This window comes from Cyclonatronum proteinivorum (genome assembly GCF_003353065.1).
GTDB lineage: Bacteria > Bacteroidota > Rhodothermia > Balneolales > Cyclonatronaceae > Cyclonatronum > Cyclonatronum proteinivorum.
In genome coordinates this window covers 3,486,209-3,510,369 of sequence record NZ_CP027806.1, presented here as the reverse complement: position 1 = coordinate 3,510,369, position 24,161 = coordinate 3,486,209, and the positions used below count along the sequence as shown (strand labels likewise).

General features: G+C 53.3%; 16 protein-coding genes. 8 read left to right on the top strand and 8 right to left on the bottom strand.

The genetic code is table 11. The annotated features are described in order from the left end of the window. The first annotated feature begins 7 nt into the window (after positions 1–7). Positions 8–955 (top strand): cation diffusion facilitator family transporter, encoded by a 948-nt coding sequence (locus CYPRO_RS13325; protein ID WP_114985085.1) that lies wholly within the window; start codon positions 8–10, stop codon positions 953–955. A gap of 764 nt (positions 956–1,719) precedes the next feature. After that, on the top strand, positions 1,720–3,636 hold the full coding sequence (locus CYPRO_RS13320) for a pyruvate kinase (RefSeq protein WP_114985084.1): 1,917 nt from the start codon (positions 1,720–1,722) through the stop codon (positions 3,634–3,636). Between the two features lie 233 nt (positions 3,637–3,869). Here the strand turns inward: CYPRO_RS13320 and CYPRO_RS13315 are convergent, their stop codons facing one another. The 4 genes from CYPRO_RS13315 to CYPRO_RS13300 all read right to left on the bottom strand — a co-directional run bounded on the left by CYPRO_RS13315 (position 3,870) and on the right by CYPRO_RS13300 (position 9,347). Next, complete coding sequence (locus CYPRO_RS13315) at positions 3,870–5,237, bottom strand: replication-associated recombination protein A (protein WP_205730335.1); 1,368 nt, start codon at positions 5,235–5,237, stop codon at positions 3,870–3,872. Positions 5,238–5,264: 27 nt separating this feature from the next. Continuing rightward, positions 5,265–5,540, bottom strand: a complete 276-nt coding sequence (locus tag CYPRO_RS13310; protein WP_114985083.1) for a hypothetical protein — start codon at positions 5,538–5,540, stop codon at positions 5,265–5,267. Between the two features lie 143 nt (positions 5,541–5,683). Next, positions 5,684–7,234 (bottom strand): acyl-CoA carboxylase subunit beta, encoded by a 1,551-nt coding sequence (locus CYPRO_RS13305; RefSeq protein WP_114985082.1) that lies wholly within the window; start codon positions 7,232–7,234, stop codon positions 5,684–5,686. A gap of 403 nt (positions 7,235–7,637) precedes the next feature. Then, the gene (locus CYPRO_RS13300) at positions 7,638–9,347 is read right to left on the bottom strand and encodes an ICP22 family protein (RefSeq protein WP_114985081.1); all 1,710 of its coding nucleotides are present in this window, start codon (positions 9,345–9,347) and stop codon (positions 7,638–7,640) included. Positions 9,348–9,458: 111 nt separating this feature from the next. Between CYPRO_RS13300 and CYPRO_RS13295 the strand changes: the two genes are divergently transcribed. The 3 genes from CYPRO_RS13295 to CYPRO_RS13285 all read left to right on the top strand — a co-directional run bounded on the left by CYPRO_RS13295 (position 9,459) and on the right by CYPRO_RS13285 (position 14,709). Continuing rightward, positions 9,459–10,073, top strand: coding sequence for an ABC transporter ATP-binding protein (locus CYPRO_RS13295; RefSeq protein ID WP_114985080.1), 615 nt, complete (start codon positions 9,459–9,461; stop codon positions 10,071–10,073). Positions 10,074–10,473: 400 nt separating this feature from the next. Further along, positions 10,474–11,577: an efflux RND transporter periplasmic adaptor subunit gene (locus tag CYPRO_RS13290; protein WP_164682783.1), complete on the top strand. Its 1,104-nt coding sequence runs from the start codon at positions 10,474–10,476 to the stop codon at positions 11,575–11,577. Positions 11,578–11,598: 21 nt separating this feature from the next. After that, positions 11,599–14,709 carry an efflux RND transporter permease subunit gene (locus CYPRO_RS13285; RefSeq protein ID WP_114985078.1) on the top strand — a complete coding sequence of 1,037 codons (3,111 nt, stop codon included), beginning with the start codon at positions 11,599–11,601 and terminating at the stop codon, positions 14,707–14,709. A 353-nt stretch (positions 14,710–15,062) separates the two neighbouring features. On the opposite strand, the gene CYPRO_RS13280 is transcribed toward CYPRO_RS13285, so the two are convergent. Then, complete coding sequence (locus CYPRO_RS13280) at positions 15,063–15,434, bottom strand: magnesium transporter MgtE N-terminal domain-containing protein (RefSeq protein ID WP_114985077.1); 372 nt, start codon at positions 15,432–15,434, stop codon at positions 15,063–15,065. Between the two features lie 422 nt (positions 15,435–15,856). Beyond that, the gene (locus tag CYPRO_RS13275) at positions 15,857–18,442 is read right to left on the bottom strand and encodes an ATP-dependent Clp protease ATP-binding subunit (protein ID WP_114985076.1); all 2,586 of its coding nucleotides are present in this window, start codon (positions 18,440–18,442) and stop codon (positions 15,857–15,859) included. Positions 18,443–18,680: 238 nt separating this feature from the next. Here CYPRO_RS13275 and CYPRO_RS13270 point away from each other — a divergent pair, with 238 nt between their 5' ends. Next, positions 18,681–18,932 carry a hypothetical protein gene (locus tag CYPRO_RS13270; RefSeq protein ID WP_114985075.1) on the top strand — a complete coding sequence of 84 codons (252 nt, stop codon included), beginning with the start codon at positions 18,681–18,683 and terminating at the stop codon, positions 18,930–18,932. Positions 18,933–19,080: 148 nt separating this feature from the next. On the opposite strand, the gene gpmI is transcribed toward CYPRO_RS13270, so the two are convergent. Both gpmI and rpsT read right to left on the bottom strand, forming a co-directional pair. Then, positions 19,081–20,598 (bottom strand): 2,3-bisphosphoglycerate-independent phosphoglycerate mutase, encoded by a 1,518-nt coding sequence (gene gpmI / locus CYPRO_RS13265; protein ID WP_114985074.1) that lies wholly within the window; start codon positions 20,596–20,598, stop codon positions 19,081–19,083. Between the two features lie 9 nt (positions 20,599–20,607). Next, on the bottom strand, positions 20,608–20,865 hold the full coding sequence (gene rpsT / locus CYPRO_RS13260; RefSeq protein WP_114985073.1) for a 30S ribosomal protein S20: 258 nt from the start codon (positions 20,863–20,865) through the stop codon (positions 20,608–20,610). Between the two features lie 258 nt (positions 20,866–21,123). Here rpsT and cmk point away from each other — a divergent pair, with 258 nt between their 5' ends. Continuing rightward, entirely contained in the window at positions 21,124–21,777 is a 654-nt protein-coding gene (gene cmk / locus CYPRO_RS13255; protein WP_114985072.1) for a (d)CMP kinase, read from the top strand. 280 nt (positions 21,778–22,057) lie between these two features. Beyond that, complete coding sequence (rpsA, locus tag CYPRO_RS13250; protein ID WP_114985071.1) at positions 22,058–24,034, top strand: 30S ribosomal protein S1; 1,977 nt, start codon at positions 22,058–22,060, stop codon at positions 24,032–24,034. The last annotated feature ends 127 nt before the right edge of the window (positions 24,035–24,161 follow it).

Genomic DNA, 24,161 nt, shown 5'->3' with positions numbered 1-24,161 from the left:
GCCAACTATGATTTCAGGCACTGCAACAAAAGACCCGGTAAAAAAAGCGCTGATTTTAAGCCTTGCCGTTTCCGCGGTATCGCTATCCATGAAAATTGGCGCATTCTTTGTCACGGGCTCAACCGCGGCCCTCTCCGACTCCCTCGAGTCCGTCGTCCACTTCTTCGCAGTCGCCTTCGTCGTATACGGCTACTACCTCAGCCTCAAACCCGCCGACGACGATCACCATTACGGGCACGAACGCATCGAACTCCTGTCGGTCGGCGCGGAAGGTGCCATCATCGTAGCCGCCGCCTTCACCATCGTGTACTACGCGGTGCAGAGTATGATCACCGGCATCGTCATCGAAAACATGGGTACCGGTCTGATTATGCTCATTGGCGCAGCCCTCATCAACCTCGCGCTGGGCAGCTACGTCGTGTCGGTCGGGAAAAAGCACAACAGCATGATCGCCATCAGCAACGGCAAACACACCCTCACCGATGTCTGGACCAGCACCGGGGTTGTCGCCGCACTCGTCATCATCCACTTCACCGGCTGGCTCTTCATCGATATCATTATCAGTTTAGGAATTGCCGCTTACATCAGCTTCGAAGGGTACCGGCTCCTGCGGTTCTCGGTGAAAGGCATCATGGATGAGCGCAACCCCGAAACCGACGCGGCCCTCCGCGGCGTACTCGATGGCGAGCTGCCCGGCCACATCACCGGCTGGCATCACCTGCGCCACCGCACCTCCGGACGCACCACCTGGGTCGAGCTCCACCTCGTCTTCGCCGACAACATCAGCCTCGAAGCCGCCCACGCCGACGCCACCCGCCTCGAACGCAGCCTCATCGACGCCCTCAAAACCGACGGCGTCATCACCCTGCACCTCGAGCCCCAAACCGCCCACGACACGGATCATCAAATCCTCCGCGGCGCCAACAAAAAGAAAAAACTCGACGAATTCGCCTGAAAAAAAACGGAGTCCGGGTCCCTACTCCCCAACCAAACCCGGCTTGGGATGGTGCTGTAACAACGTCCAAAACCTGACGCTGAAAGCCTGCGCAGTACGCAGCTTTTATTTTTTTGGGGGAAATCCCGAGAACATCACGGTCTTTCGTGGCAGATCGGAAGTCCCCAAGTCAAAGATGAATCCCTTGCTTTTTGGGGAGTCGTAATTAAGCAACGGTTCCGTTTACGACCCACCAAGTTTATCAGACCTTCGGCGGATTCCAAAAATAGCCAAGCTAATCTGCCTTACTGCCAGCCCGGATAGCATCCCATATTACCGACCGTTCCCCAATGCGGTGCCGCAAAAACATAACCCACAAAAATGTTTCATCTCAACTAAACCGTCAACCGTACATAGGCATCAACAACTCTGCAGTGAGAACCCAGTAATCATCACTAAGAATTAACAAAGGTGTCATCTCGAACAGCGGGACCTACCACCGCACTCCTCAAGGCTTTGAAGCACAGCTAAACCTGGAAACCCGTCGAAGCATCATGTGAGAGATCCCCTTCGTCTGACCTGCCCGGATACCCATCAAAGCATCCGGAAGATCCACAAAACTGACCGCCACAAAAATGTTTCATCTCAACTAAAACGTCAACCGTATTTAGGCATCAACAATCAACAATTCTGCACTCTGCACTCTGCACTCTCCGTAATATGGGCTTCAAAAAGAAATGCTATCTTGATTCCTTATCCAACAGACTTCCCTATTTCTTCCCGCTATGAAGCCCCTTTACGATGATTCCCGCCTGCGCCCGTGGCGCATTCAAAAGATGCGCGAGCTGCTGCCTGCCCTGCAGGAGATGGTTGCTGAAATGCAGCTTGTGCCCGACCGCTTTGAGGCCCGGCTAAAGCGGGTGCATCCTGAGAACCGGGAAAGTGCGGTGAACCTGCTGCAATATCTGGTGCTGCGGCAGCATGATTTGCGCGGTATTCAGCGGGAGCTGGCGGGGCTGGGGCTGTCCTCGCTGGGGCGGGCGGAGGCCGGGGTGATGGAGAGTTTCCGGGCGGTGATCCGCCTCATCAATACGGCGCTGGCCGCGGCCGACGGTAATGCCAAGCCGGCAGAAATGCCGGAGAGCGACCCGGCTTTTTTGCAGCCGCCCTGCGGGAGCACGCGACTTACGGAGAACACCGCGCACGTATTGGGGCCGCCGCAGCCGCACCGCAACACCCGGATTATGGTCACCATGCCGCCCGAGGCCGCGCACGACCTCGCGCTGCTTACGTCCCTACTCGAAAGCGGCATGGATGTGGCGCGCATCAACTGCGCGCACGATCAGCCGGAGGACTGGCTGCGTATGACCCAAAACCTTGCCGAAACCAGCCGGGCGACCGGCAAAAACTGCCGCGTGATGACCGACCTCGCCGGACCCAAAATCCGGACGGCAGAAGTGCCGGCGGAAGTGCCGGTGCTCAAAATCAAGCCCGAGCGCGATACCCTGGGCCGGGTCACGCTACCGGCCCGAATCAGGCTTCTTCCTGCATCCGGAACCGCTGCCTGCGCGGACAGCGGCGAAACACTTCCCGCACTCGTTCTGGATGACAAGGCTTTCAATAACCTAAAGCCGGGCGATACGCTGCACCTGCGCGATACACGGGGCGCCCGACGGAAGCTGTTGCTCGAGCAAACCGATGGCGACGGACTACTTGGTCTGAGCCACAAAACCATTTATGCCGCACCCGGCATTCGACTCAAACCCGGGCGCAGCGATCAGCCCGCCGTCCTGGTGAACGCGGTGCTCAACCCGGATCCTGCAGTCGTACTCAAACCGGGTGATTTACTCGAAATCGCGCTGCATCCCCAAAAATCAGCATCATTCTCAGCGTCACCTTCAGCGTCAGCGTCAACAACAGTGACGGCGCACATTGCCTGTTCGCTTCCCGAGGCCTTCCGGAATGCCCTGCCCGGTGCGCCGGTTTGGTTCGACGACGGCAAAATCGGGGGTATCATCGAAGATATTGCTGAAGAAAAAGTGCTGGTGCGCATTCGTCAGGCGCGTCCGACCGGCACGAAGCTGCGGGCGGATAAAGGTATCAACCTGCCGCAAACGGTGATCGAAGTCAGTGCCCTGACGGAGAAAGATCGCGCCGATCTGCCGTGGATTCAGCACCATGCAGACCTTGTGGCACTCTCGTTTGTGAATCAGGCGGAGGATGTGCAGCACCTGATGGACGTGATGGAAGCCAACGCGCCGGGCGCTAAACAGCCGGCCATCATTCTGAAAATCGAGACGCGGCAGGCTTTTGACAGCCTGCCCGATATGCTCCTTACGGCCATGCAGGCGCGGTTTTGCGGGGTGATGATTGCCCGCGGCGACCTTGCGATCGAGTGCGGATTTGAGCGCATGGCCGAAGTGCAGGAAGAAATCCTGTGGATCAGCGAGGCCGCGCATGTGCCGGTTATCTGGGCGACGCAGGTGCTCGAAAATCTCGCCAAAACCGGGCTGCCTTCGCGGGCCGAAATCTCCGACGCCGCCATGGGCAACCGCGCAGAGTGCGTAATGCTGAACAAGGGGCCGCACATCACGGCTGCCGTGCAAAGTCTCGACAATATTTTGCACCGCATGGAGGCACATCAGACCAAGAAAAAAGCGCTGTTACGGAAGCTGAGTTTTGAGGACAGGGGGCTTGCATAGCAACATGCGGTCAGCTACGGTCTGACGGTCTGACTTTCTGCCTGTAAGATTTTCCGGTAGTCCGGTAGCTTCATTGCCAAAGCGGGATGTTTGAAAACATGGGTGCAATGCCGGTGAGCTCCCCTGAGGGAACCCCAATGAATCACAATTATTCGCCGGCTTTGCCTGAAATGGTTAATGCGCCCGGACACACATCTTCCGAAAAAAAAGCAAACTTCCGCCCGGTATGATTATCAAAGCTTTGAATCCCGAATCCGTCTGAGCCGCTCGTTCAGGCGTTCTTCGACGGGGCTTGTGCCGGGCTCGTAGTGTTTGAGGTTGGGGAATTCGTCGGGCAGGTATTGCTGCGCGACCCAGTTGTTGGGGTATTCGTGCGGGTAGCGGTAGTTTTCGCAGGGGTTGTCGGTGCTTTCGTAGCGGGACTTGAGCCGGTTGGCGGTGCGGTCGCGCAGATGGGGCGGCACGGTTCCCGGTCCGGATTTCCGGACGTGTGCCAGTGCTTTGAAAATGCCTTTGGTGCTGTTGCTTTTGGGACAGAGCGCGAGGTAGAGGCAGGCGTGAGACATAAAATAGAGGCCTTCGGGCATGCCGCAGGTCTCGAAGGACTGCAGGCAGGCCTGCACGAGTTCCAGCGCTTTCGGCTCGGCCATGCCGACATCTTCGGAAGCAAAAATGAGGAAGCGCCGGAAAATAAACTGCGGGTCTTCGCCGCCTTCGAGCATGGCCGCGAGCCAGTGCAGGGCCGCATCGGCATCGGAGCCGCGCAGGCTTTTGATGAGCGCCGAAGCGTAGTGATAGTGCTCATCGCCCTGACGGCTGAACCGCACATTGCGCTTTTGGATGGATTCCTGCGCTACTTCCAGGCTGATGTGCCGCGTGCCGGTCGCGTCCGGATCGGTGGTGAGCACCGCCATTTCGAGGGCGTTCAGGGCATTGCGGATGTCGCCGGCGGCGTAGGAGGCAAAGTGCCGCAGGGCGTCGTCGCTGATTTCGATGTTGAAGCGCGCGAGTCCGCGGGACTGATCGCCGAGCGCCCGGCGCAGCAGCGTGAGCAGGTCTTCCTCGTCGAAAGGGTACAGCTCGAAGAGCTGACAGCGGGAAAGCAGCGGACTCACGAGCGAGTAGTACGGATTCTCGGTCGTTGCCCCGATCAGCGTGAGCAGGCCCGATTCGATGTGCGGCAGCAGGGCATCCTGCTGGGCCTTGTTCCAGCGGTGGATTTCATCCACGAACAAAATCGTGCGGGTTTGCTGCATCCGCTCTCGGGTGCGGGCTTCTTCGACCACCGCGCGCAGCTCCTTGATGCCATCAAGCACGGCGTTGAGCACGACAAAACGGGCGTCGATTTCCTGTGAGATGACGTTGGCGAGGGTTGTTTTGCCGCTACTTGCCGGACCGTATAAAATCACGGAGCCGATCTGTCCGCTGCGAATCATACGAAATAACAGCTTGCCTTCGGCTAAGAGATGGCGCTGCCCGACAAACTCAGCGAGTGAAACCGGTCGCATGCGCGTAGCAAGCGGCGCCGCCCGCAGGCTTTCGGCCGCCTGCCGGTTCCGGGTTTTTTGTGCGTCGTCGGAGGGATCTTCAAATAGATTCATGCTGCCCGTTTTGTGAATGGAAAACTGTCATGCGTCCGGTAAAATAACGAGATCATAGCTTTTTGCTGCGCTGTATCTCGTCGGTGACTGTCCCGCTTTTTTGGAATTGAAGTGCGGCGTTGCGTCCGCGCCGAACTGAAGTTGTACAGTTGTGCGAGCTGTGAATTGTGAACGGTCCGTAAACCGGTTGCGGGAGTCGTGCGTGATGAGCACAGACTTTGGTTTGGGATGTGTGCCCCGAATCTCTGTAAAGGTTTGCTTGCGGCTTGATGAGGCCGGGCGGGTGCGTCGGGTAACCGGCAAAATAGCAAGGGGTTCTCCGCCGACTTGGGGTGTTTTGACCTGTCACGGAGCCCTTGATGTTCACGGAGTTTACCCAAAAAAAACGGCTCCGAATTAAATCCGGAGCCGGTGTAGGGATATTTCCGCTGAATGGGATGACCCGTTTAGAGCGGCAGGTTGTCGTGCTTTTTGCGGGGTACGCTGTCGGCCTTGGTTTGGATGAGGTCGAAGGCGCGCAGGAGTTTACTGCGGGTTTCGTTCGGGAAGATGACGTCGTCGATATACCCGCGACCGGCTGCGCGGTAGGGGTTGGCGAAGGTTTCTTCGTACTCGTCTTCGAGACGTTTTTGGGTGGCTTCCGGATCGGCTGCGTTTTTAATATCGCGACGAAAGATGATTTCGACCGCGCCTTTGGTGCCCATAACCGCGATTTCGGCGGAAGGCCATGCGATGTTGTAGTCCGCGCGGATGTGCTTGGAGTTCATCACGTCGTAGGCGCCGCCGTAGGCTTTGCGGGTGATGACCGTCATCTTAGGCACGGTGGCTTCGCAGAAGGCGTAGAGGAGTTTGGCGCCGTGCTTGATGATACCGCCCCATTCCTGATCGGTGCCCGGCAGGAAGCCCGGTACATCTTCGAATACCACAAGCGGGATGTTGAAGGCGTCGCAGAAGCGTACGAAACGGGCGCCTTTTACGGAGGCGTCGTTGTCAAGGCAGCCTGCGAGGGAAAGCGGCTGATTGCCGACAATGCCTACGCTGCGTCCGCCGAGACGCGCGAAACCAACCACGATGTTATCCGCATAATTTTCATGGACTTCGTAGAAGGTGTCTGCGTCCACAACGCCGCGAATGACATCCTTGATGTCGTATGGTTTGTTGGGGTTATCCGGGACGATGGTATCGAGTTTTTCGGCGAATTTGGGATCCGGATCGCGGGCGGGCTGCAGGGGGGCTTTTTCTTCGCAGTTTTGCGGGAGGTAGCTCATCAGCATGCGAATGCGTGCGAGACAGTCGGCGTCGTTGTCGGTTGCGAAGTGCGCGACACCGGATTTACTACTGTGTGCTGAGGCGCCGCCGAGATCTTCGGAGGTGACTTCTTCGTGCGTCACGGTTTTTACGACGTTGGGGCCCGTCACGAACATGAAGCTTGTGTCTTTAACCATGAAAATGAAGTCGGTGATGGCCGGACTGTACACCGCGCCACCCGCGCAGGGGCCCATGATCGCGGAAATTTGCGGGACGACGCCCGAAGCCATACTGTTGCGCCAGAAGACTTCGGCGTAACCGCCCAGTGAGGCGACGCCTTCCTGAATCCGTGCGCCACCAGAGTCGTTGAGGCCGATGACGGGCACGCCGTTCTTCACGGCCAGGTCCATGATTTTGCAGATTTTTTCGGCATGTGTTTCAGAGAGGGAGCCGCCAAAAACGGTGAAGTCCTGCGAGAACACATACACGGGGCGTCCGTTGATTTTTCCGAAGCCGGTTACTACGCCGTCGCCGGGAATACTTTGCTTGTCGAGGCCGAAGTCGCGGCAGCGGTGCCGCACAAATGCGCCGATTTCTTCAAAGCTGCCTTTATCGAGGAGGAGATCAACACGTTCGTAAGCGGTCAGCTTACCCGATTTATGCTGTTTTTCGATACGTTCTTTACCGCCGCCCAGCCGTGCTTCTTTCCGAAGCTGCGTGAGCTTTTCAAATTTTTTATTTTGTTCCATAAGTCACGACTAAATAAATAGAGAATAACATTAAGGTTGAAGGAAGGAGCCCGGCTGTACGCACCGCTGGGCGGATAACTAATAACAGGTTTTGCAAGCTGACCGGAAAGCTGTTTTGCCTTAGCAAAGCGCTTTTCGAAAACAATAGTATGGCGGGAGACAGGTGTTGAATTTAACCCGTATCCCGATTCAAAATAATAATATCAGATTAGAATAACAGAATAAACCGGCGTTCAGCACGCATTATTCGTACTATGATGTTGGTTTGTATAATGGATTGATATTTTGCGGTTTATAGAAAATGGGTGGTTTGAAAAACTCAGTTTATGCGGGTGTGGGAAAATATTTCACTTACCGCCGTTGCGGATCATAAAGCCGGAAGGTTTTGGGGCAGCTCATGCGTTTAAGCATGATTTTTAAAAAAGCGGTGCAGCTGATCTGTGAAATCGATTGAAACGTCTTTGTACATGTCGATTTCGTAGCGGCGGAAAATTTCGTTGGTGAGGTATTTCCCGGCTTTGCGCCAGTTGTCGAAGCCTGAGAGCTGTTCGAGTGCTCCGATGTAAGCCCGCCGGTCGCTGTCAAAAATTTCTCTCAGGAATCGGTCTTCGTCCGATTGCAGAAAGCTGTAGAGTTCTTCAAAACGGGCATTGTCGGGCGCAGGCCCGATGGTTTGCGGGGGGTGTGGTTCGGCTTCATTTTCGTCATCATCGACCCGGAGGCGCTGCCAGAGCGGGATGTTGTCTTCATCATCGTCGTCGTCATCATCTATGTCGCCTTCGGTTTCGCTTCCTGCAATCGGGCGGATGTTTTCATGGGACGCGTCTTCGGTCGCTTCTTCCGGATACGATTCTTCGTTTCGGAAGCGGGGGAGGGAAAGGGGTTCATCCGGTTCATCGCCTTCGTCTTCTGTATCAGGGTGACCGGATTCTGCAGGAGCCTGGGGCAGCGCGTGTTCGCTGGCGTCATCGGCTTCGGTTTCGTCGTCGTCATTATCGTCATCATCCAGGGCCAGGCGCTGGTACAGCGGCACGTCTTGCTCGTCTTCGCCTTGTGGCGCACCATCGTTTTCAAATTCGTCTGACGGGTTTTTCGGTCGTTCCTGTGGCTCGGATTCGCTTCCGTGCGGTTCGGCTGATTGTTCGGGGAGGTTTGTTGGTTCGTGCACTGTGGCGTCTTCGTGCTGCGCCGTTTGTTCGGTTGGGGAGGAAGCTTTCTTGGGGCCGCTTTCACGGAATGCCGCGCCGGCAATGCTTCCGGGTATGACTTTGGTTTTTAGGGAATCGGTACGGCTGGGCTCGTCATCTTCCGGCTTTGGTTCGGGTTCAGTTTGAGGACTTGCGCTTTCGGTCGTATCGGTTTCAGCTTCAGCTTCAGCTTCAGGCTCATCGTAGCGGTACACGGGTCGCGAAAGCAGCTCGACAAGTTGTTGGGAATCGAGCGGGTCCTGAATCTGACGGAGCCAGCGCGCCTGATCGGGGAGCTTTTTTTCCGTAAAAAAACGCGCAAGCAGTTCCCCTTCGACTTCCCCGCCGCAAAGGGTGAAAAGGGGTTCAAGCAGCTGCACCCAGTTGAGCGGGCTGTAGTTGCGGCAGACGCGCGAATCCAGCTGTGTGAGCAGGTGGCGGTAGGTATCAATGCTGATTTCGTTAAGGCCGCGCTTGAGCATGTAGCGTGGCAGGAACAGCCCGAGGTGCGGGTACACGACTACCAATCTCATTTGCGCCTGCACTTCTTCGTAGCTCAGCGCCGAAGCCGTTCCGAACAGATAGGGCGGGTAGTGCGCGAGCGGTTGCGAGAGCAAATCCACAAGGTCGGCAACCGCCGATTCCACAACGCCGCGGGTGAAGGCGTGGGGCAGCCGCACCTGCCCGTTGATGGCGTCTAAAAACAAGGCCCAGGCCTGACGCACATCCGGTGCCGACATCGACGCCCAGTCGGAATCCGGGGGGACAATGCTATCCCGGAGATTGTGTTCCAACTCGAGCCGTATGCGCGAAACCAGGAAGTCGGGCATACCCGCTTCGGTAAGATCGGCAGGGGTGTAATAGGGCTGTTCTTCGTTGAGTTTGCGGCACAGCCGGGACGTTATTTGATGGACGAGCTGATCCATGCGGGCACTGAGTTGGCGTTTGGTGAAGAGTATTCATGTGGAAAAAATGCACACAGCAGGCTTGTAAACTCTTACTTGTACTTGAGCAGTGTTGCGTAGTACCTTAACCGTATGCAGCAAATTATTCTGAATAAAATATCAAAAAAATTCGGGCAATCCGTGATTTTTCGCCGGATTGAAGCAGAAATCGGGCCCGGCGTACATGGCGTTGCGGGACCGAACGGTAGCGGTAAATCTACCCTGATGAAATGCATTGCAGGGCTCATCCGCCCTGACGCGGGAAAGATCAGCTGGGAAGTGGAAGGCAGTCCGCTCAAGCCGCAGCAGCTGTACCGGCAGCTCGGCTTTTCGGCGCCCTATATCCGGATGTATAATGAGCTTAGCTGTACCGAAAATATCCGGCTGGTGTGCGAACTTTCCGGTCGGGCTGTGGGCGATGATGAGATCCGGGCACAGCTGAGCGTTACCGGACTCCAAGCCAAAACCGAAACCTGGTACGGGCAGCTCAGTTCGGGGCAGCAGCAGCGGGTCCGGCTTGTTTCGGCGCTGATCAAGAAAACGCCATTTCTGTTACTCGATGAGCCCGGCACCAATCTTGATACCGCTGGTTTCGCCTACATCGGATCCGTTACGGCCAAAGCCCGTGAAGAAGGTCAGACGCTCATCATCGCAAGCAACGAAAGCCGCGAGCTTGATTTGTGCGACAAGATTATTCGGATTAAGTGAAGGGGCGGGGGAAGGGGGAGAGTCGCTAAGCTGCGGTTTCCGGGAAAGAAGGGTTGGTGTGCTCTCCCAAAAAGCAAGGGACCCATCTTAGGCTTAGGAACTCCTGATCTGCCACGAAGGCATTGATGTTCACGGAGTTTACCCAAAAAAACAAAGCTGTGCCTGAATACGCGGCCTGTTCAGGTCAAAGTAGGTTGATGTGGGCAGCGTGTGTCCGGATGGTTCATCAACTTATTACAAGCCTGCCGCCTGATGTTAGCGGATTGGGGGCATATCCACATTTTTTAACAATGATTGTTTAACAATCTCAGCATTTTCCTTGTTACGACAACTATTCCGGGCAGCAGGTATTTGCCCTTCGTGTAAGATATTGAATGTATTGAATTTCAGGAAAATGCGTATGAATAAACTGACGGTTGGTGTTCTCACTGCCCTTGCTGGCGCAGTGCTTTTGTTTTCATTATTATTGCCCCGGCTTAGCGGCGGGGATGATGGGGGGGCAGGCACGGTTTCGGCTCAGCCGCAGACCGCGCCACAGCAAAATGACCGGCGTCTCGCGGTGCGTGCCGTTGTGATGGAGCCCCAAACCTTTGAAAACCGGATCAGCTCCACCGGCACGGTTGTCGCGGATGAGAGCGTGACGCTTCAGGCGGAAGTCTCCGGGCGGGTAACAAGCATTAATTTTACGGAAGGTGAGCTGGTTAATGCCGGAAATCTACTGGTGAAAATCAATGACGCGGATCTGCAGGCGGAGTTGCGCCGGGCACAATACCGCCGGAATCTGGCCGAAATCAGAGAACAGCGCATGGCGTCTCTTCTCGAGCGAAATGCCACTTCGCAGCAGGAGTACGATACCGCGCTCAATGAGCTGATGGTCATTCAGGCGGAAATTGATCTCATTAATGCGCGTATCGCTCAAACGGAAATTCGTGCGCCCTTCGATGGTATTATCGGACTTCGGGCCATTTCTCCCGGCAGCTACATTACGCCACAGACGTACATCACAGAGCTGCAGAAAGTCAACCGGGTGAAGGTTGACTTTTCGGTTCCGGAGCGGTTTTCGGGCATGGTTGTGCAGGGGCAGGCGTTCCGCTTCAACCGGCAGGGTTCCGAAAATACCTATGATGGCGAAGTCTATGCGATTCAGCCGCGGGTTGAGCCGGACACCCGGACGCTGCGCCTGCGGGGTGTTGCTGAAAACACCGATAACGTACTCCTGCCCGGGGCCTTTGTTGAAGTGGACCTTGCGCTTCGTGCCATCGACCGGGCGCTGATGGCACCTTCCGAAGCCATCATTCCGGAAATGGGCGGGCAAAGCGTGTATGTGTACCGCAACGGCAAGGCCGAGCGCCGTCAGGTTGAAATCGGCGTCAGAACCGACCGTCGCGTGCATATCACCGAAGGCCTTGCGCAGGGCGACACGCTTCTGACGACCGGCATGTTGCAGCTTCGGCCGGGCATGGATGTCCGTATCGCAGAAATCCGCAGCTCCGCACAGCAATAACCCCAAACGTAACAACATCTTATGAGCAGTCTTTCGTCACTCAGCATACGCCGTCCCGTTCTGGCTTCGGTCATGGCCATCACCATCATTCTCTTCGGCGTAATTGGCTATAACTACCTTGGTGTCCGGGAATATCCCGCGGTCGATCCGCCTATCGTGACTGTAACGACCAATTATACCGGCGCCAATGCCGATATTGTGGAATCGCAAATCACCGAGCCGCTCGAAGAGTCCATCAACGGCATTGCGGGCATTCGCACGATGACATCCGTGTCGCGCGAAGGCAGGAGTACCATCACGGTGGAGTTCGAGCTCGGTATTGATATGGAAGCTGCCGCCAATGATGTGCGTGACCGGGTTTCCCGCTCCATCCGGCGGCTGCCGCCCGACGTAGATAACCCCATCGTTTCAAAGGCCGACGCCGACAGCAGCCCTATCGTTTTCCTGAATGTGCGCAGTGATTTGCGGGATATGATGGAGCTGACCGAGTTTGCCATCACGGAATTCAAGGAGCGGTTCGAAACCATCCCGGGCGTGAGTGAAGTCAATATTTGGGGGCAGAAACGCTACTCCATGCGGCTGTGGATGGAGCCTTCACGGCTTGCCGCCTACGGCCTGACGCCCATTGATATCCGCAACGCACTCGCGGCCCAAAATGTGGAGCTGCCTTCCGGCCGTATCGAAGGGGCGAGTACCGAGCTCACGGTGCGCACCCTGAGCCGGCTGAGCACACCGGAAGAGTTCAACAATATGATTATCCGGCAAAACGGGGATGACATTGTGCGTTTCCGGGATGTCGGTCTTGCTATGCTCGGCCCGCAAAACGAGCGCACCATCCTGAAACGCGACGGGATCCCCATGGTCGGTGTCGTGCTCGTGCCGCAGCCGGGCGCCAATAACATCGCCATTGCTGACGAATTTTATAACCGGCTCGAAGTTATCAAACGCGACCTGCCGGAAGACGTAAGCGTAGCCATCGGCTTTGATGTCACCGAGTACATCAGGGCCTCCATCGCGGAAGTGCGGCAAACGATTTTCATCGCCTTCGGACTCGTAATGCTCATCATCTTTATGTTCCTTCGGGACTGGCGCACGACGCTCATCCCCATCATCGTGATTCCCATCGCGCTGATCGGGGCCTTTTTTGTGATGTTCATCCTCGGCTTTTCCATCAACGTACTCACCATGCTCGGACTGGTGCTGGCCATTGGTCTGGTCGTTGATGACGCCATCGTGGTCATGGAAAACATCTACGCCAAAATTGAGATGGGGATGAATCCCATCGAAGCCGGACTCAAAGGCTCCCGCGAAATCTTTTTTGCGGTCGTTTCCACGACAACGGCGCTTGTTGCGGTGTTTCTGCCGGTGATTTTCCTGGAAGGCCTCACAGGCCGCCTGTTCCGCGAGTTCGGACTGGTGCTGGCCGGTGCGGTCGTCATTTCTTCCTTTGTAGCGCTTTCGCTCTCGCCCATGCTTTGCTCGAAAATCCTCAAAAAACGCGAGCGCGAATCCTGGATTCACCGCGTCACTGAGCCGTTTTATGTGGCCCTGAACAGCGGCTACCGCAAGGCACTGGGCGCATTCATAAAAGTCCGGTGGGCGGCCTTCCTCATCATTCTGGCCGCAGGGGGGATGATTGCCTACTTCGGTCTGAACCTGCAGCAGGAGCTCTCGCCCCTCGAAGATCGCAGCCGCATGCGCATTTTCGCCACAGGTCCGGAAGGCGTCACCTTTCAGTACATGGATGATTATGTTGATGAAGTTGTTGCGGCCCTCAATGAAGAAGTGCCTGAACTTGAAGCCATCATATCGGTGACCTCCCCCGGCTTTGGCGCAACAAGCTCGGTCAACTCGGCTTTTGTGAACGTCATCCTCAAAGACCCCTCCGAGCGCTCCCGCTCACAGTTTGAAGTGGCTGACCATGTTTCGGATTTGCTCCGAAACCACACGGCAGCCCGCGGCTTTGTAACGCAGGAGCAAAGCATTCGCGCGCAGCGGGGCGGCCTGCCGGTGCAGTACGTGATTCAGGCCCCTAACTTCGAAAAGCTGCGCGAATACCTGCCACGCTTCATGGACGCCGCTGCCGACGACCCCACCTTTTCCGTTGTGGATGTCGATCTCAAATTCAACAAACCCGAGCTCAGCATTGAAATCAACCGGGAACGGGCAAGGGCGCTGGGCGTATCCATCCGCGATGTTGCGCAAACCCTGCAGCTTGCCTTCAGCGGACAGCGCTTCGACTACTTCATCATGAACGGCAAGCAGTACGAAGTCATCGGGCAGATGGGGCGGGCCTTCCGCAACGATCCGCGCGATTTGGCCTCCATCTATGTGCGCTCAGAAAGCGGACAGCTCATTCAGCTCGATAACCTCATCACCATCAGTGAAGACAACAATCCGCCGCAGCTGTTCCGCTTTAACCGTTTCGTATCCGCAACCGTGTCGGCAGGGCTGGCAAGCGGCTACTCGCTCGGGGATGGCATTAACGCCATGGACCGCATAGCGGCAAGCGAGCTCGACGACACCTTCGCGACCTCCCTCACCGGAACCTCCCGCGATTTTCAGGAAAGCTCAGACAGCCTTCTCTACGCCTTCATGCTGGCCGTCGTGCTGATTTATCTCATCCTTGCCGCGCAGTTCGAAAGCTTCCGCGATCCCTTCACCATTCTGTTTACGGTGCCCCTCGCCATCGGCGGCGCGCTCATGACCCTGTACTTCTTTGGTCAAACCATCAACATCTTCTCACAAATCGGTATGATCATGCTGATTGGCCTTGTAACCAAAAACGCCATCCTGATTGTCGAATTCGCCAATCAGCGCAAAGAAGCCGGCCTCTCTGTAATGGAGGCCATTCAGGACGCCGCCGCCGCCCGCTTCCGCCCGATTCTCATGACGAGCCTCTCAACCGTGCTGGGCGTGCTGCCGATTGCCCTCGCCCTTGGCGCCGGAAGTGAAAGCCGGGTTTCCATGGGTATCGCCATCATCGGCGGCCTTCTGTTTGCAAGCCTCCTCACGCTTTTTGTGATCCCCGCCATATACTCCTACTTCTCCAAAGAAGGCGCAAACCGCAGCATTAACATCGAAGATTACGACCTCGAAGTAAAGCCCCGCCTGCAAACCGAAACCGCCTGATGATGGCGGGCAATTCCGGCCCCTGTAGCCCGGAACCCCGCTGCACAGCTGTTCCGGTTTTTATTTTTTTGGGTAAAACTCCGAGAACATCAAGGGCTTCTTGGTAGATTGTGCGTTGGTAAGCCTAAGATGGGGCCCTTGCTTTTTGGGTTAGGCCGCGCGCTTCGGGCATCCGGCCCTTTCCAAAATACGATTGATTCGGCCTGCAGCGCGATTGACGGGTATCCGGCTACTTCCGAATGCTGAACTTGCTCCTTACCGAAATAAAAAAAACCTGCCTGAACATCATGCTCAGGCAGGCTTTTTACCTTTAGGGGCTTGTTGAGCACCGGTTAAGGTCGATCCCTAAGGATTCACTCCGTCCTGGATTTCAAAAAAAGCTTCTTCATGGAACCCAGCCGGTAAAGCGTATGATCCGAAAGCTGACCCATAATTTGGGTTCGCTTGCGCTCATCAAGTTCATCCAGCAAGTTTGCGAGCTCACTTACATGAAGATCTTCTGCAACATCGAGAATGGACGCTACGGAAAGTCCGTTGATAAGCGCGCGCTTTTTTTCGCCTTCAAGTACAAGAAGCAGCGAAATCACCTCGTCAGTGTCAGCTGAATTGGCGTAGTGTATAATTTTCTCCGTATCGAGATTGTAGCAGGCATTGCGAAGCTCATAAAGGTTGCTGAAATCATACAGCTCAGCGGCTCCGCCTTTTGGAAAGGGATAGGTGTTCATAGTACATCAAAATTTGGCTGTTTAGGTTTAACGAGCCGCATTTGATGTATTAAGACCGTCCGGTTTAAGTCCGGAAATAAGTCATCAAATGCAGCGCGTCCTGAACAAATCTGCAATTAGGATAAAACATGCGTGCGGTAAAGCACCTATGCGTTTCGTCCATTTTTCTTATAATTCGTTTAGGGTAATGGGACTATTTTAAGGTAGTCCCTTTTATCAGCTAAGTCAACACAGTGACCGCTAATATAATTTTAGGTTAATATTGAGCACATAGCAACGCGAAGCACTGTCCTAAAGTGCCGGTTTTGATGTAAAAGAGCGTTATCCCTAAGCCTTTAAATTTTCTCAACAAAAAAAGCCTGAGCACTATGAACATGCTCAGGCTTTTTTCATATAGCGCTGTTACGGAATGAAAGCGGATGTCAGGCTTCTTTGGAGCTTGTCTCTTCTTCGTCCGTTGTTTCGCTTTCGCTTCCACCTGACTGTTCCGGGCTCTTCCACTCAAAGGTGAGATTATCGCGCGAAGCGTTCATCTTAATCCGGATGGTTGCACCTTCTTCCTTTTGAGCGGACAGCAGCTCTTCTGCGAGCGGATCTTCCACGTACTTTTGGATGGCACGCTTCAGGGGCCGGGCACCGTATTTCGGATCAAAGCCCTTCTCACTCAGGAAATCCTTAGCACCTTTGGTAATCTCTACATTGAAGTTGAGATCGCGGATTCGCTTAAAGAGCAGGTCCGCCATATTGTCGATAATTTTGAAAATGTCTTCTTTTTCGAGCGGCTTGAAGACAATCACATCATCAACGCGGTTCAGGAATTCCGGATTGAAAACCTTCCGGAGCGCGTCTTGAATGACGGACTTCATCTTCGCGTAGTCAAAGGCAGATTCGGTCGGGCTGAAACCGATACCGCGACCCAGGTTCTTGATATCCCGTGCACCAATATTCGATGTCATAATAATGATGGTGTTCCGGAAATCAACTTTGCGGCCAAGAGAGTCGGTCAGGATTCCGTCGTCGAGTACCTGCAGCAGCAGGTTGAATACATCGGGGTGTGCTTTCTCAATTTCATCGAGCAGTACTACCGAGTAAGGCTTGCGCCGGACCTTCTCTGTGAGAATGCCGCCTTCTTCGTAACCGACGTAGCCCGGGGGCGCTCCGACAAGTCTCGATACAGAGAACTTTTCCATGTACTCACTCATGTCAATGCGGACAAGCGCGTCATCCACATCAAACAGATAGCGTGAAAGGCTTTTCGCAAGCTCCGTCTTTCCGACGCCTGTAGGTCCCAGGAAAATAAACGAACCAATGGGGCGGGCCGGATCTTTGAGACCTGCGCGGGTGCGCTGTATGGCCTTGGAAAGCTTTACAATGGCTTCGTCCTGACCTATAACTTGCCGGGTAAGCTCTTCGCGCATTTTGAGAAGCTTGGTGCCTTCACTCTGCGCGATTTTGGAAACCGGAATGCCGGTCATCATCCCAACGACCTTGGCGACGTCTTCTTCATTCACATCGAAGACAATTTTCTCGGACTCGACTTCCCAGTCTTTTTGGGCGTTTTCGAGCTCTTCCATGAGTTTTTTCTCGGTATCCCGCAGGCGTGCCGCGTCTTCAAAACGCTGGCTTTTTACCATCTTGTTCTTCTCTTCCGTAGCTTTTTCAATTTGCTCTTCGAGATCGATGATGTGCTGCGGCACGGTGATATTGGCAAGGTGTACGCGGGCACCCGCTTCATCAAGGGCGTCGATGGCCTTATCGGGCAGGAAGCGATCGGTTACGTAACGGTCGGTCAGCTTAACACAGGCTTCAATGGCTTCGTCTGTGTAGCGAACCGAGTGATGTTTCTCGTACTTGTTTTTAATCTGATTCAGAATGATGGCGGTTTCATCCGGCGTAGTGGGATCGACCATAATTTTCTGGAACCGACGCTCGAGCGCACCGTCTTTTTCAATAAACTGACGATACTCATTGAGCGTAGTCGCGCCTATGGCCTGAACGTCGCCGCGTGCGAGCGCAGGCTTGAGCATGTTCGAAGCGTCGAGCGACCCGGAAGCGCCGCCGGCACCTACAATGGTATGAAGCTCATCAATAAACAGGATGACGTTGCTTACTTTTTCCAGCTCCGTCATGACCGCTTTCATGCGCTCTTCGAACTGACCGCGGTATTTCGTGCCTGCGACCAGCGCGGCAAGATCAAGGGCGACAACCCGCTTTTCATATAACACGCGGGATACTTTGCGCTCTACAATACGCAGCGCAAGCCCTTCGGCAATCGCTGTTTTCCCCACGCCGGGTTCACCGATGAGCACAGGATTATTTTTCTTTCTGCGACTCAGAACCTGTGCTAGGCGCTCAATTTCTTTTTCGCGTCCTACGATGGGGTCCAATTTGGATTCTTCGGCCAGCTTGGTCAAATCCCGGCCAAAATTGTCTAATACGGGAGTTTTAGTTTTTTCCATTTTCTTACTGTCACCGCTTCCGGATGAAGGTTTATAACTTTTTGATGGTGGTACATCTGAAGCTGCCATAGCTGCACCTGAATCACCGCCTGATTTATCCTGACTTCTTGGTTTGCCGGATATTATAAGGTCAAGTTCTTCACGAACGCTATCATAGCCGATATTAAACTGATGGAGTATTTGCGCAGCAATGTTCTCATCGTCGCGCAGCAGTGAAAGCAGCAGGTGTTCGGTGCCTATGGTATCACTTTTGTACAGTTTGGCTTCAAGATAGGTAATGCGCAGTACTTTCTCGGCCTGTTTGGTCAGGGGTATGTTGCCGACGGTAATTGCACCGCCAGTACCGCGGACGGTATCTTCGATGGTTTTTTTGAGTTTAGAAAGATCGCAGTTGAGATTTTGTAGAATGCGAACAGCAACTCCGTCATCAAGGCGGATAATGCCTAAGATGAGATGTTCTGTACCAATGTAATCGTGGCCCAGCCGCAGTGCTTCTTCACGGCTGAACTGTATTACATCCCGCACTCGGTTTGAGAAGTTACCCTCCATAGTTGGGCTCGAAAATTTAGAAGTTAGTGCCTTTTTGAATATGGCAACTAAAACGGTAAGGCAGGCGCATTAGTTCGTTGGCTTAATGTATGGCAGGGGCAGGGCAAAATCAAATAATTAAGCGTTTCAGGCACAAGCTGCCTTAAAATGAATGAAGCACGACTTTGGTCTTTGCAGCAGTTGGAGTTGCCGGTATATTTGTGCCCTTAAATGCCTGACGCCTTTCTGTTTTTATCCCATGGCCGAAGAAGCCGGGGGCACCGTTTCCGCGGCGCTTTGTTCGTTAGCTGTGGTTCAGAGCATGGTACAGACTTTTTTTGCCGGTTTTCAGCGTTGCTTTACCCGCAGCGATGATTGCAACCGATATTCGCGGACTTTGATGATCAGCGGTTGCCGCGAACAAAAAAGCAAGGGGCTTATCTTAGGTTTGGGGTCCCGGAGTATGCCCGCCAAGCTCCTGATGTTCACGAAGTTTACCCAAAAAAAATAAAAAGCAGGCCTGCCCATACAGCCGGTTGCAGGCTGATGATTTTTTTACGGGCTTGCTTTGCTGTAGCGCGTGACAGGGGGTAAACGAAAAAGCCCGGATCAGCTGTGGTGCTGTCCGGGCTTTTGTGAAAAAATCTACGTGCAGTGACTTAAAACAGGGATTCTCCTGTCATTTCCTTTGGTTTGGGAATGTCAAGGAGTTTGAGCAGGGTGGGGGCTACATCTGCGAGAATGCCACCTTCGCGAAGTTTTACGTCTTTGCGGGTGTTGTCAGCTAAAATGCAGGGAACCGGCTGAGTGGTGTGTGCCGTGTGCGGGCTTCCGTCGGCTTCGTACATGCAGTCGGCATTTCCGTGATCGGCAATGATAAGGCAGGCGTAACCGTGCTCGAGCGCGGTGGTAACAACGCGCTGAAGCTGATGGTCAACGGCTTCGACGGCGGCAACGGCAGCTTCAAAAACGCCCGTATGTCCGACCATATCGGGGTTGGCAAAATTGAGAACAACAAGATCGAAAGCTTCTGATTTGAGGGCTTCGGTGAGCTTGTCGCCGACTTCAGGTGCACTCATTTCAGGCTGCAAATCATAGGTAGCAACTTTTGGACTTGCAACCATGATGCGTTCTTCGCCTTCATTGGGGACTTCTTCGCCGCCGTTAAAGAAGTAGGTGACGTGCGGGTATTTTTCGGTTTCCGCAATGCGCAGCTGTGTGCGCTTGTTTTTGGCTACAACTTCGCCCAGGGTGTTTGCAAGTACCTGCGGGGGATACGCGACTTTGACATTTTGAAAGGTCGCGTCGTACTGCGTAAAGCAAACATAATGCAGGTTGGGATACCCTTTGCGTTCGAAGCCGTCAAACTCGCGGAAGGTGAGCGCGCGGGTAATTTCGCGGGCCCGGTCTCCCCTGATGTTGTAGAACAGAACCGGATCTCCTGGCTTAAGGCGGCTGTCCGGGCTTTCATCAAGCAAAACAGGGTTGATGAATTCATCCGTAACGCCGTCTGCATAGCTTTTGGTAAAGGCTTCATCAGCTGAGCTGAAGCGGGTGCCTTCGCCATCGGTGAGCAGCTTGTAGCAGCGTTCAACCCGTTCCCAGCGGTTGTCGCGATCCATTGCGTAGTAACGGCCTACGATACTTGCAAGCTTGCCGACCCCAATTTCGGCAGCTTTATCTTCAAAGGCCTTGGCATAGGCTTTGCCGGAGTGCGGCGGGGTGTCGCGTCCGTCGGTGAAGGCGTGTACGTAAACTTCAGGTATGCCGTGCTTTTTGCAGAGTTCCAGAATTGCAAAAAGGTGATCGTTATGGCTGTGCACGCCCCCCGCTGAAAAAAGGCCCATAACATGGATGTAGCCTTTCTTTTTGGCAATGGAGACGGCTTCGAGCAGGACTTCATTCTCAAAGAAATCGCCATCGCGTATGGCTTTGTTGATTCGGGAAAGTTCCTGCCATACGATTCGTCCCGCACCGATATTTAGGTGACCAACCTCGGAATTGCCAAACTGACCATCCGGAAGACCAACAGCTTCACCGGATGCGGTAAGCGTGGTTTTGGGGTAGGTACTGTTGAGGTGATCGTAAAAAGGAGTGTTTGCCTGATCTATGGCGCTTACTTCGGGGTTTGAAGCAACACCATAGCCGTCAAGGATGACAAGAAGGGCACGGGACATTTTGGAAGCTTATTTTGAAAGAGCGTTTACGTAGCGTACGATGTTCGACTTTTTATTTGCTGCGTTGTTTTTGTGCAGGATACCTTTAACAGCCATGCGGTCGATGTAAGAAACGGCTTCTTTTAAGGCAGCTTCGGCTTTTTCCGGGTCTTCAGTCAGAAAAACTTTTTTGTACAGGGTACGCATTTTGGAGCGTAGGGCGCGGTTGTGAATGCGTTTTTTCTTGTCCTGACGGACGCGTTTGATGGAAGACTTATGCTGTGGCATGTGATTTTGTCAGAAGGGAATAAATTCCGGTTTGAATTGAGTTTTTGAAAGCCTGAGTCACCGGCAAATTATTGGACCGGATTACGGCTTTTGCATAGTCGCGCAAAATAAAGATATTTTCTCTGTATATCAATATATTTGAGCAAAGCGTAAGGCATGCTTTGGCGCAATGCATTTAAGGAAGAAATTTGCGGATTCCTGCGTGCTCCTTTTGCTGTAAACAACACTCTTCATCATTCAACCGAATTTTAAAAGCGCATGATAGTAACGATAGATGGTCCGGCAGGGTCGGGTAAAAGCTCAACAGCAAAAAAAGTAGCCGAGCAGGTTGGCTGGCACTATCTTGATTCGGGCGCCTTGTACCGGACCTGGACGCTTTTATATGTGATGGGCGGGATGGATTTGGCGCTGTTTGAAGAAGTTGTTGATGTACACGACATTACGCTAAGCGTTGATAAGCATGGCACAGAACCCTTGCTCAATGGGGAGAAGGTGGGTGACAGCATTCGGGAGCAGCGGATTTCGGAGCATGTGAGCACGGTTTCAACCCTGCAGGCCGTACGGGATAAAGTTAATGCCGAAATGCGGCGCATTGTTCAAAAGCACAACTTTGTAGCTGACGGCCGCGATCTCGGATCCGTTGTGTTTCCGGATGCCTTGCTCAAAATATATATGGTGGCTGATCTTGATGAACGCGCAAAGCGGCGGTTTGCGGAAATGGAGAAAAAAGGCATTCCGGCTTCTTTGCAGGAGATCAAAGATAATCTGGCAGCACGCGATGCTACCGACTCCGAAAGGGCTATTGCGCCGCTCACAAAACCTGAAGGCGCAATTGAAATTGATACAACGCAGCTTTCATTTGCCGAACAGGTCAGCCGAATCAGTTCGGAGATTCAGCAAAAGTTATCCTGAATCGCAGTCTGCCCGGACTAAAAGGTAATACTGGTATATATCATTAATCGCTAATAAGGCGATTTAAGGTCGTTTCTGCGCAAAAATACAGGATTGGCAAACCCGCTCCGAATTCCATTCCTGATTTTGCATTTAAAATGCTATATTTAAGGCCATCCAAAAACCGGACTTTCTGTTTCGGAACGGATGTTTTCACATAATTATAATTATCACTCTAATCCCGGGTTGTTAGGCATAAGCCAAACATCCTGTGGCTTGCAAATAATAGGAATATTCATACATGTCGGATGAGTTAACCAACAAAACTCAGGAAGAAACTGAAAACGCTGCCGAAAATCAGGCACAGCCTGCAGAAGCCGAAGTAACCCAAGCTGAAGCTACTGAAAATGAAGCCGTTGAAACCACTGAAGCTGTTGAAGCGGAAGTTGCTGAACCGGTTGTAGCTGAAGAGAAGGCTCCTGAAAAACCTGTGCGCGAAATAAAGACTTTTACAGGCCAAAAGAGCGAAAAAGTTTACACCCTCGACGAGCTCGAAGAAGCCTCTGAAGATTACTCAGATGATGAGTACAGCAAGATGGTGAGCATGTACGAAGGTACGCTCACTTCCATCACAGAGAAAGAAATAGTTTCCGGTCGTATTGTTTCCATTGATGAGAAATACGTAATCGTTGATATCGGCTTTAAATCAGAAGGTATCGTACCGGTAAATGAATTTAAGAATATTGAAGAAGTCAAGCCCGGCGACGAAATTGAAGTTTTCCTCGATAGGGTAGAAGACCGCGAAGGTCAGCTTGTCTTGTCCCGTCGCAAAGCAAACACCTTGCGCGTATGGCAAAAAATTGAGCAGGTTCACGAAAGTCAGGAAGTCGTTGAAGGTCACATCAAGCGTCGCATTAAAGGCGGTATGGTTGTTGACGTCTTCGGCATTGACGCATTCCTGCCGGGTTCACAGATTGACGTACGTCCGGTTCGTGACTTCGACGCCTATGTTGGCCGCAACATGGAGTTCCTCGTAGTTAAGCTCAACATGAGCAGCGAGAATGTTGTCGTTTCCCACCGCGCGCTTGTTGAAACCGATCTGGAAGATCAGCGTCAGGAGATTCTTGCAAGCATGCAGGCTGGTCAGATTCTGGAAGGTATCGTTAAGAACATCACTGACTTCGGTGTATTTATCGATCTCGGCGGCGTTGACGGTCTCCTTCACATCACCGACCTCAGCTGGGGCCGCGTAGAACATCCGTCTGAAATCTGCAAGCTTGATCAGCGCCTGAACGTAGTTGTGCTTGAGTTTGACGAAGAGCGCAAGCGTATTTCACTTGGTCTCAAGCAGCTTCAGCCCCATCCGTGGGACGAAATCAATCAGAAATATCCCGAAGGTACAAAGGTACAGGGTAAGGTTGTTTCTATTGCCGATTACGGTGCCTTTATTGAGCTCGAGAAAGGCGTTGAAGGTCTGGTTCACATCTCAGAGATGTCATGGACACAGCACATCAAGCACCCATCTCAGCTGGTTGAGAAAAATCAGGTTATCGAATGCGTGATTCTGAATATCAATGTTGATGAGCGCAAGGTTTCTCTCGGCGTGAAACAGCTTGAAAATGATCCCTGGAAAGAAATTACGGAGCGCTATCCGATCAACTCCCGCCACAAAGGTGTTGTGCGCAACCTCACCAACTTCGGCGTATTTGTTGAGCTTGAGCCGGGTATCGACGGTCTGGTTCACATCTCTGACCTCAGCTGGACGGATAAGGTGAATCACCCGAGTGAACTTGTAAACAAGGGTGAAGAAATCGAAGTAAGCATTCTTGCTGTAGATTTTGAAAACCGCCGTATTTCTCTTGGCCATAAGCAAATCATGGAAAACCCATGGGTTAACTTTGCCAGCGAATATCAGTTAGGCTCTGAAGTTGAAGGCGTTGTTACCCGCCTTACCGATAAAGGTGCTTTTGTGCGTCTTCCCAACAAGCTCGAAGGCTTCCTGCCACAGCGTGAAGTAGAAGAGCCAAATGAGATGCGCAACAACTTCAAACCTGATACGACTGTTACCCTTGCGATTATTGAGTTCGATGAGCAGAGCCGTAATATTACGCTCAGCCAGAAGGAATCAGCACGTAAGGAAGCAGAGAAGGAAATGAAAAAGCTGCAGAAAAAGAAAGAAGCAGGCGAGCAGCCTACCGGCGCGCTCACCCTTGGTGAGATGTCAGGCCTTGCTGAGCTGAAAAAGCGGCTCGATGACGAAAATCAGGATCAAAAGTAAACTGATTCCGTCAGGTTGATTTGCAGCCAATACTGCGAATAAAGGAAAAATCAGAGGAACTCCTTTTTATGGGGTTCCTCTTTTTTTGCTATGTCTCTGTTTTTCAGCGAGCGATCAGCCATTGGCA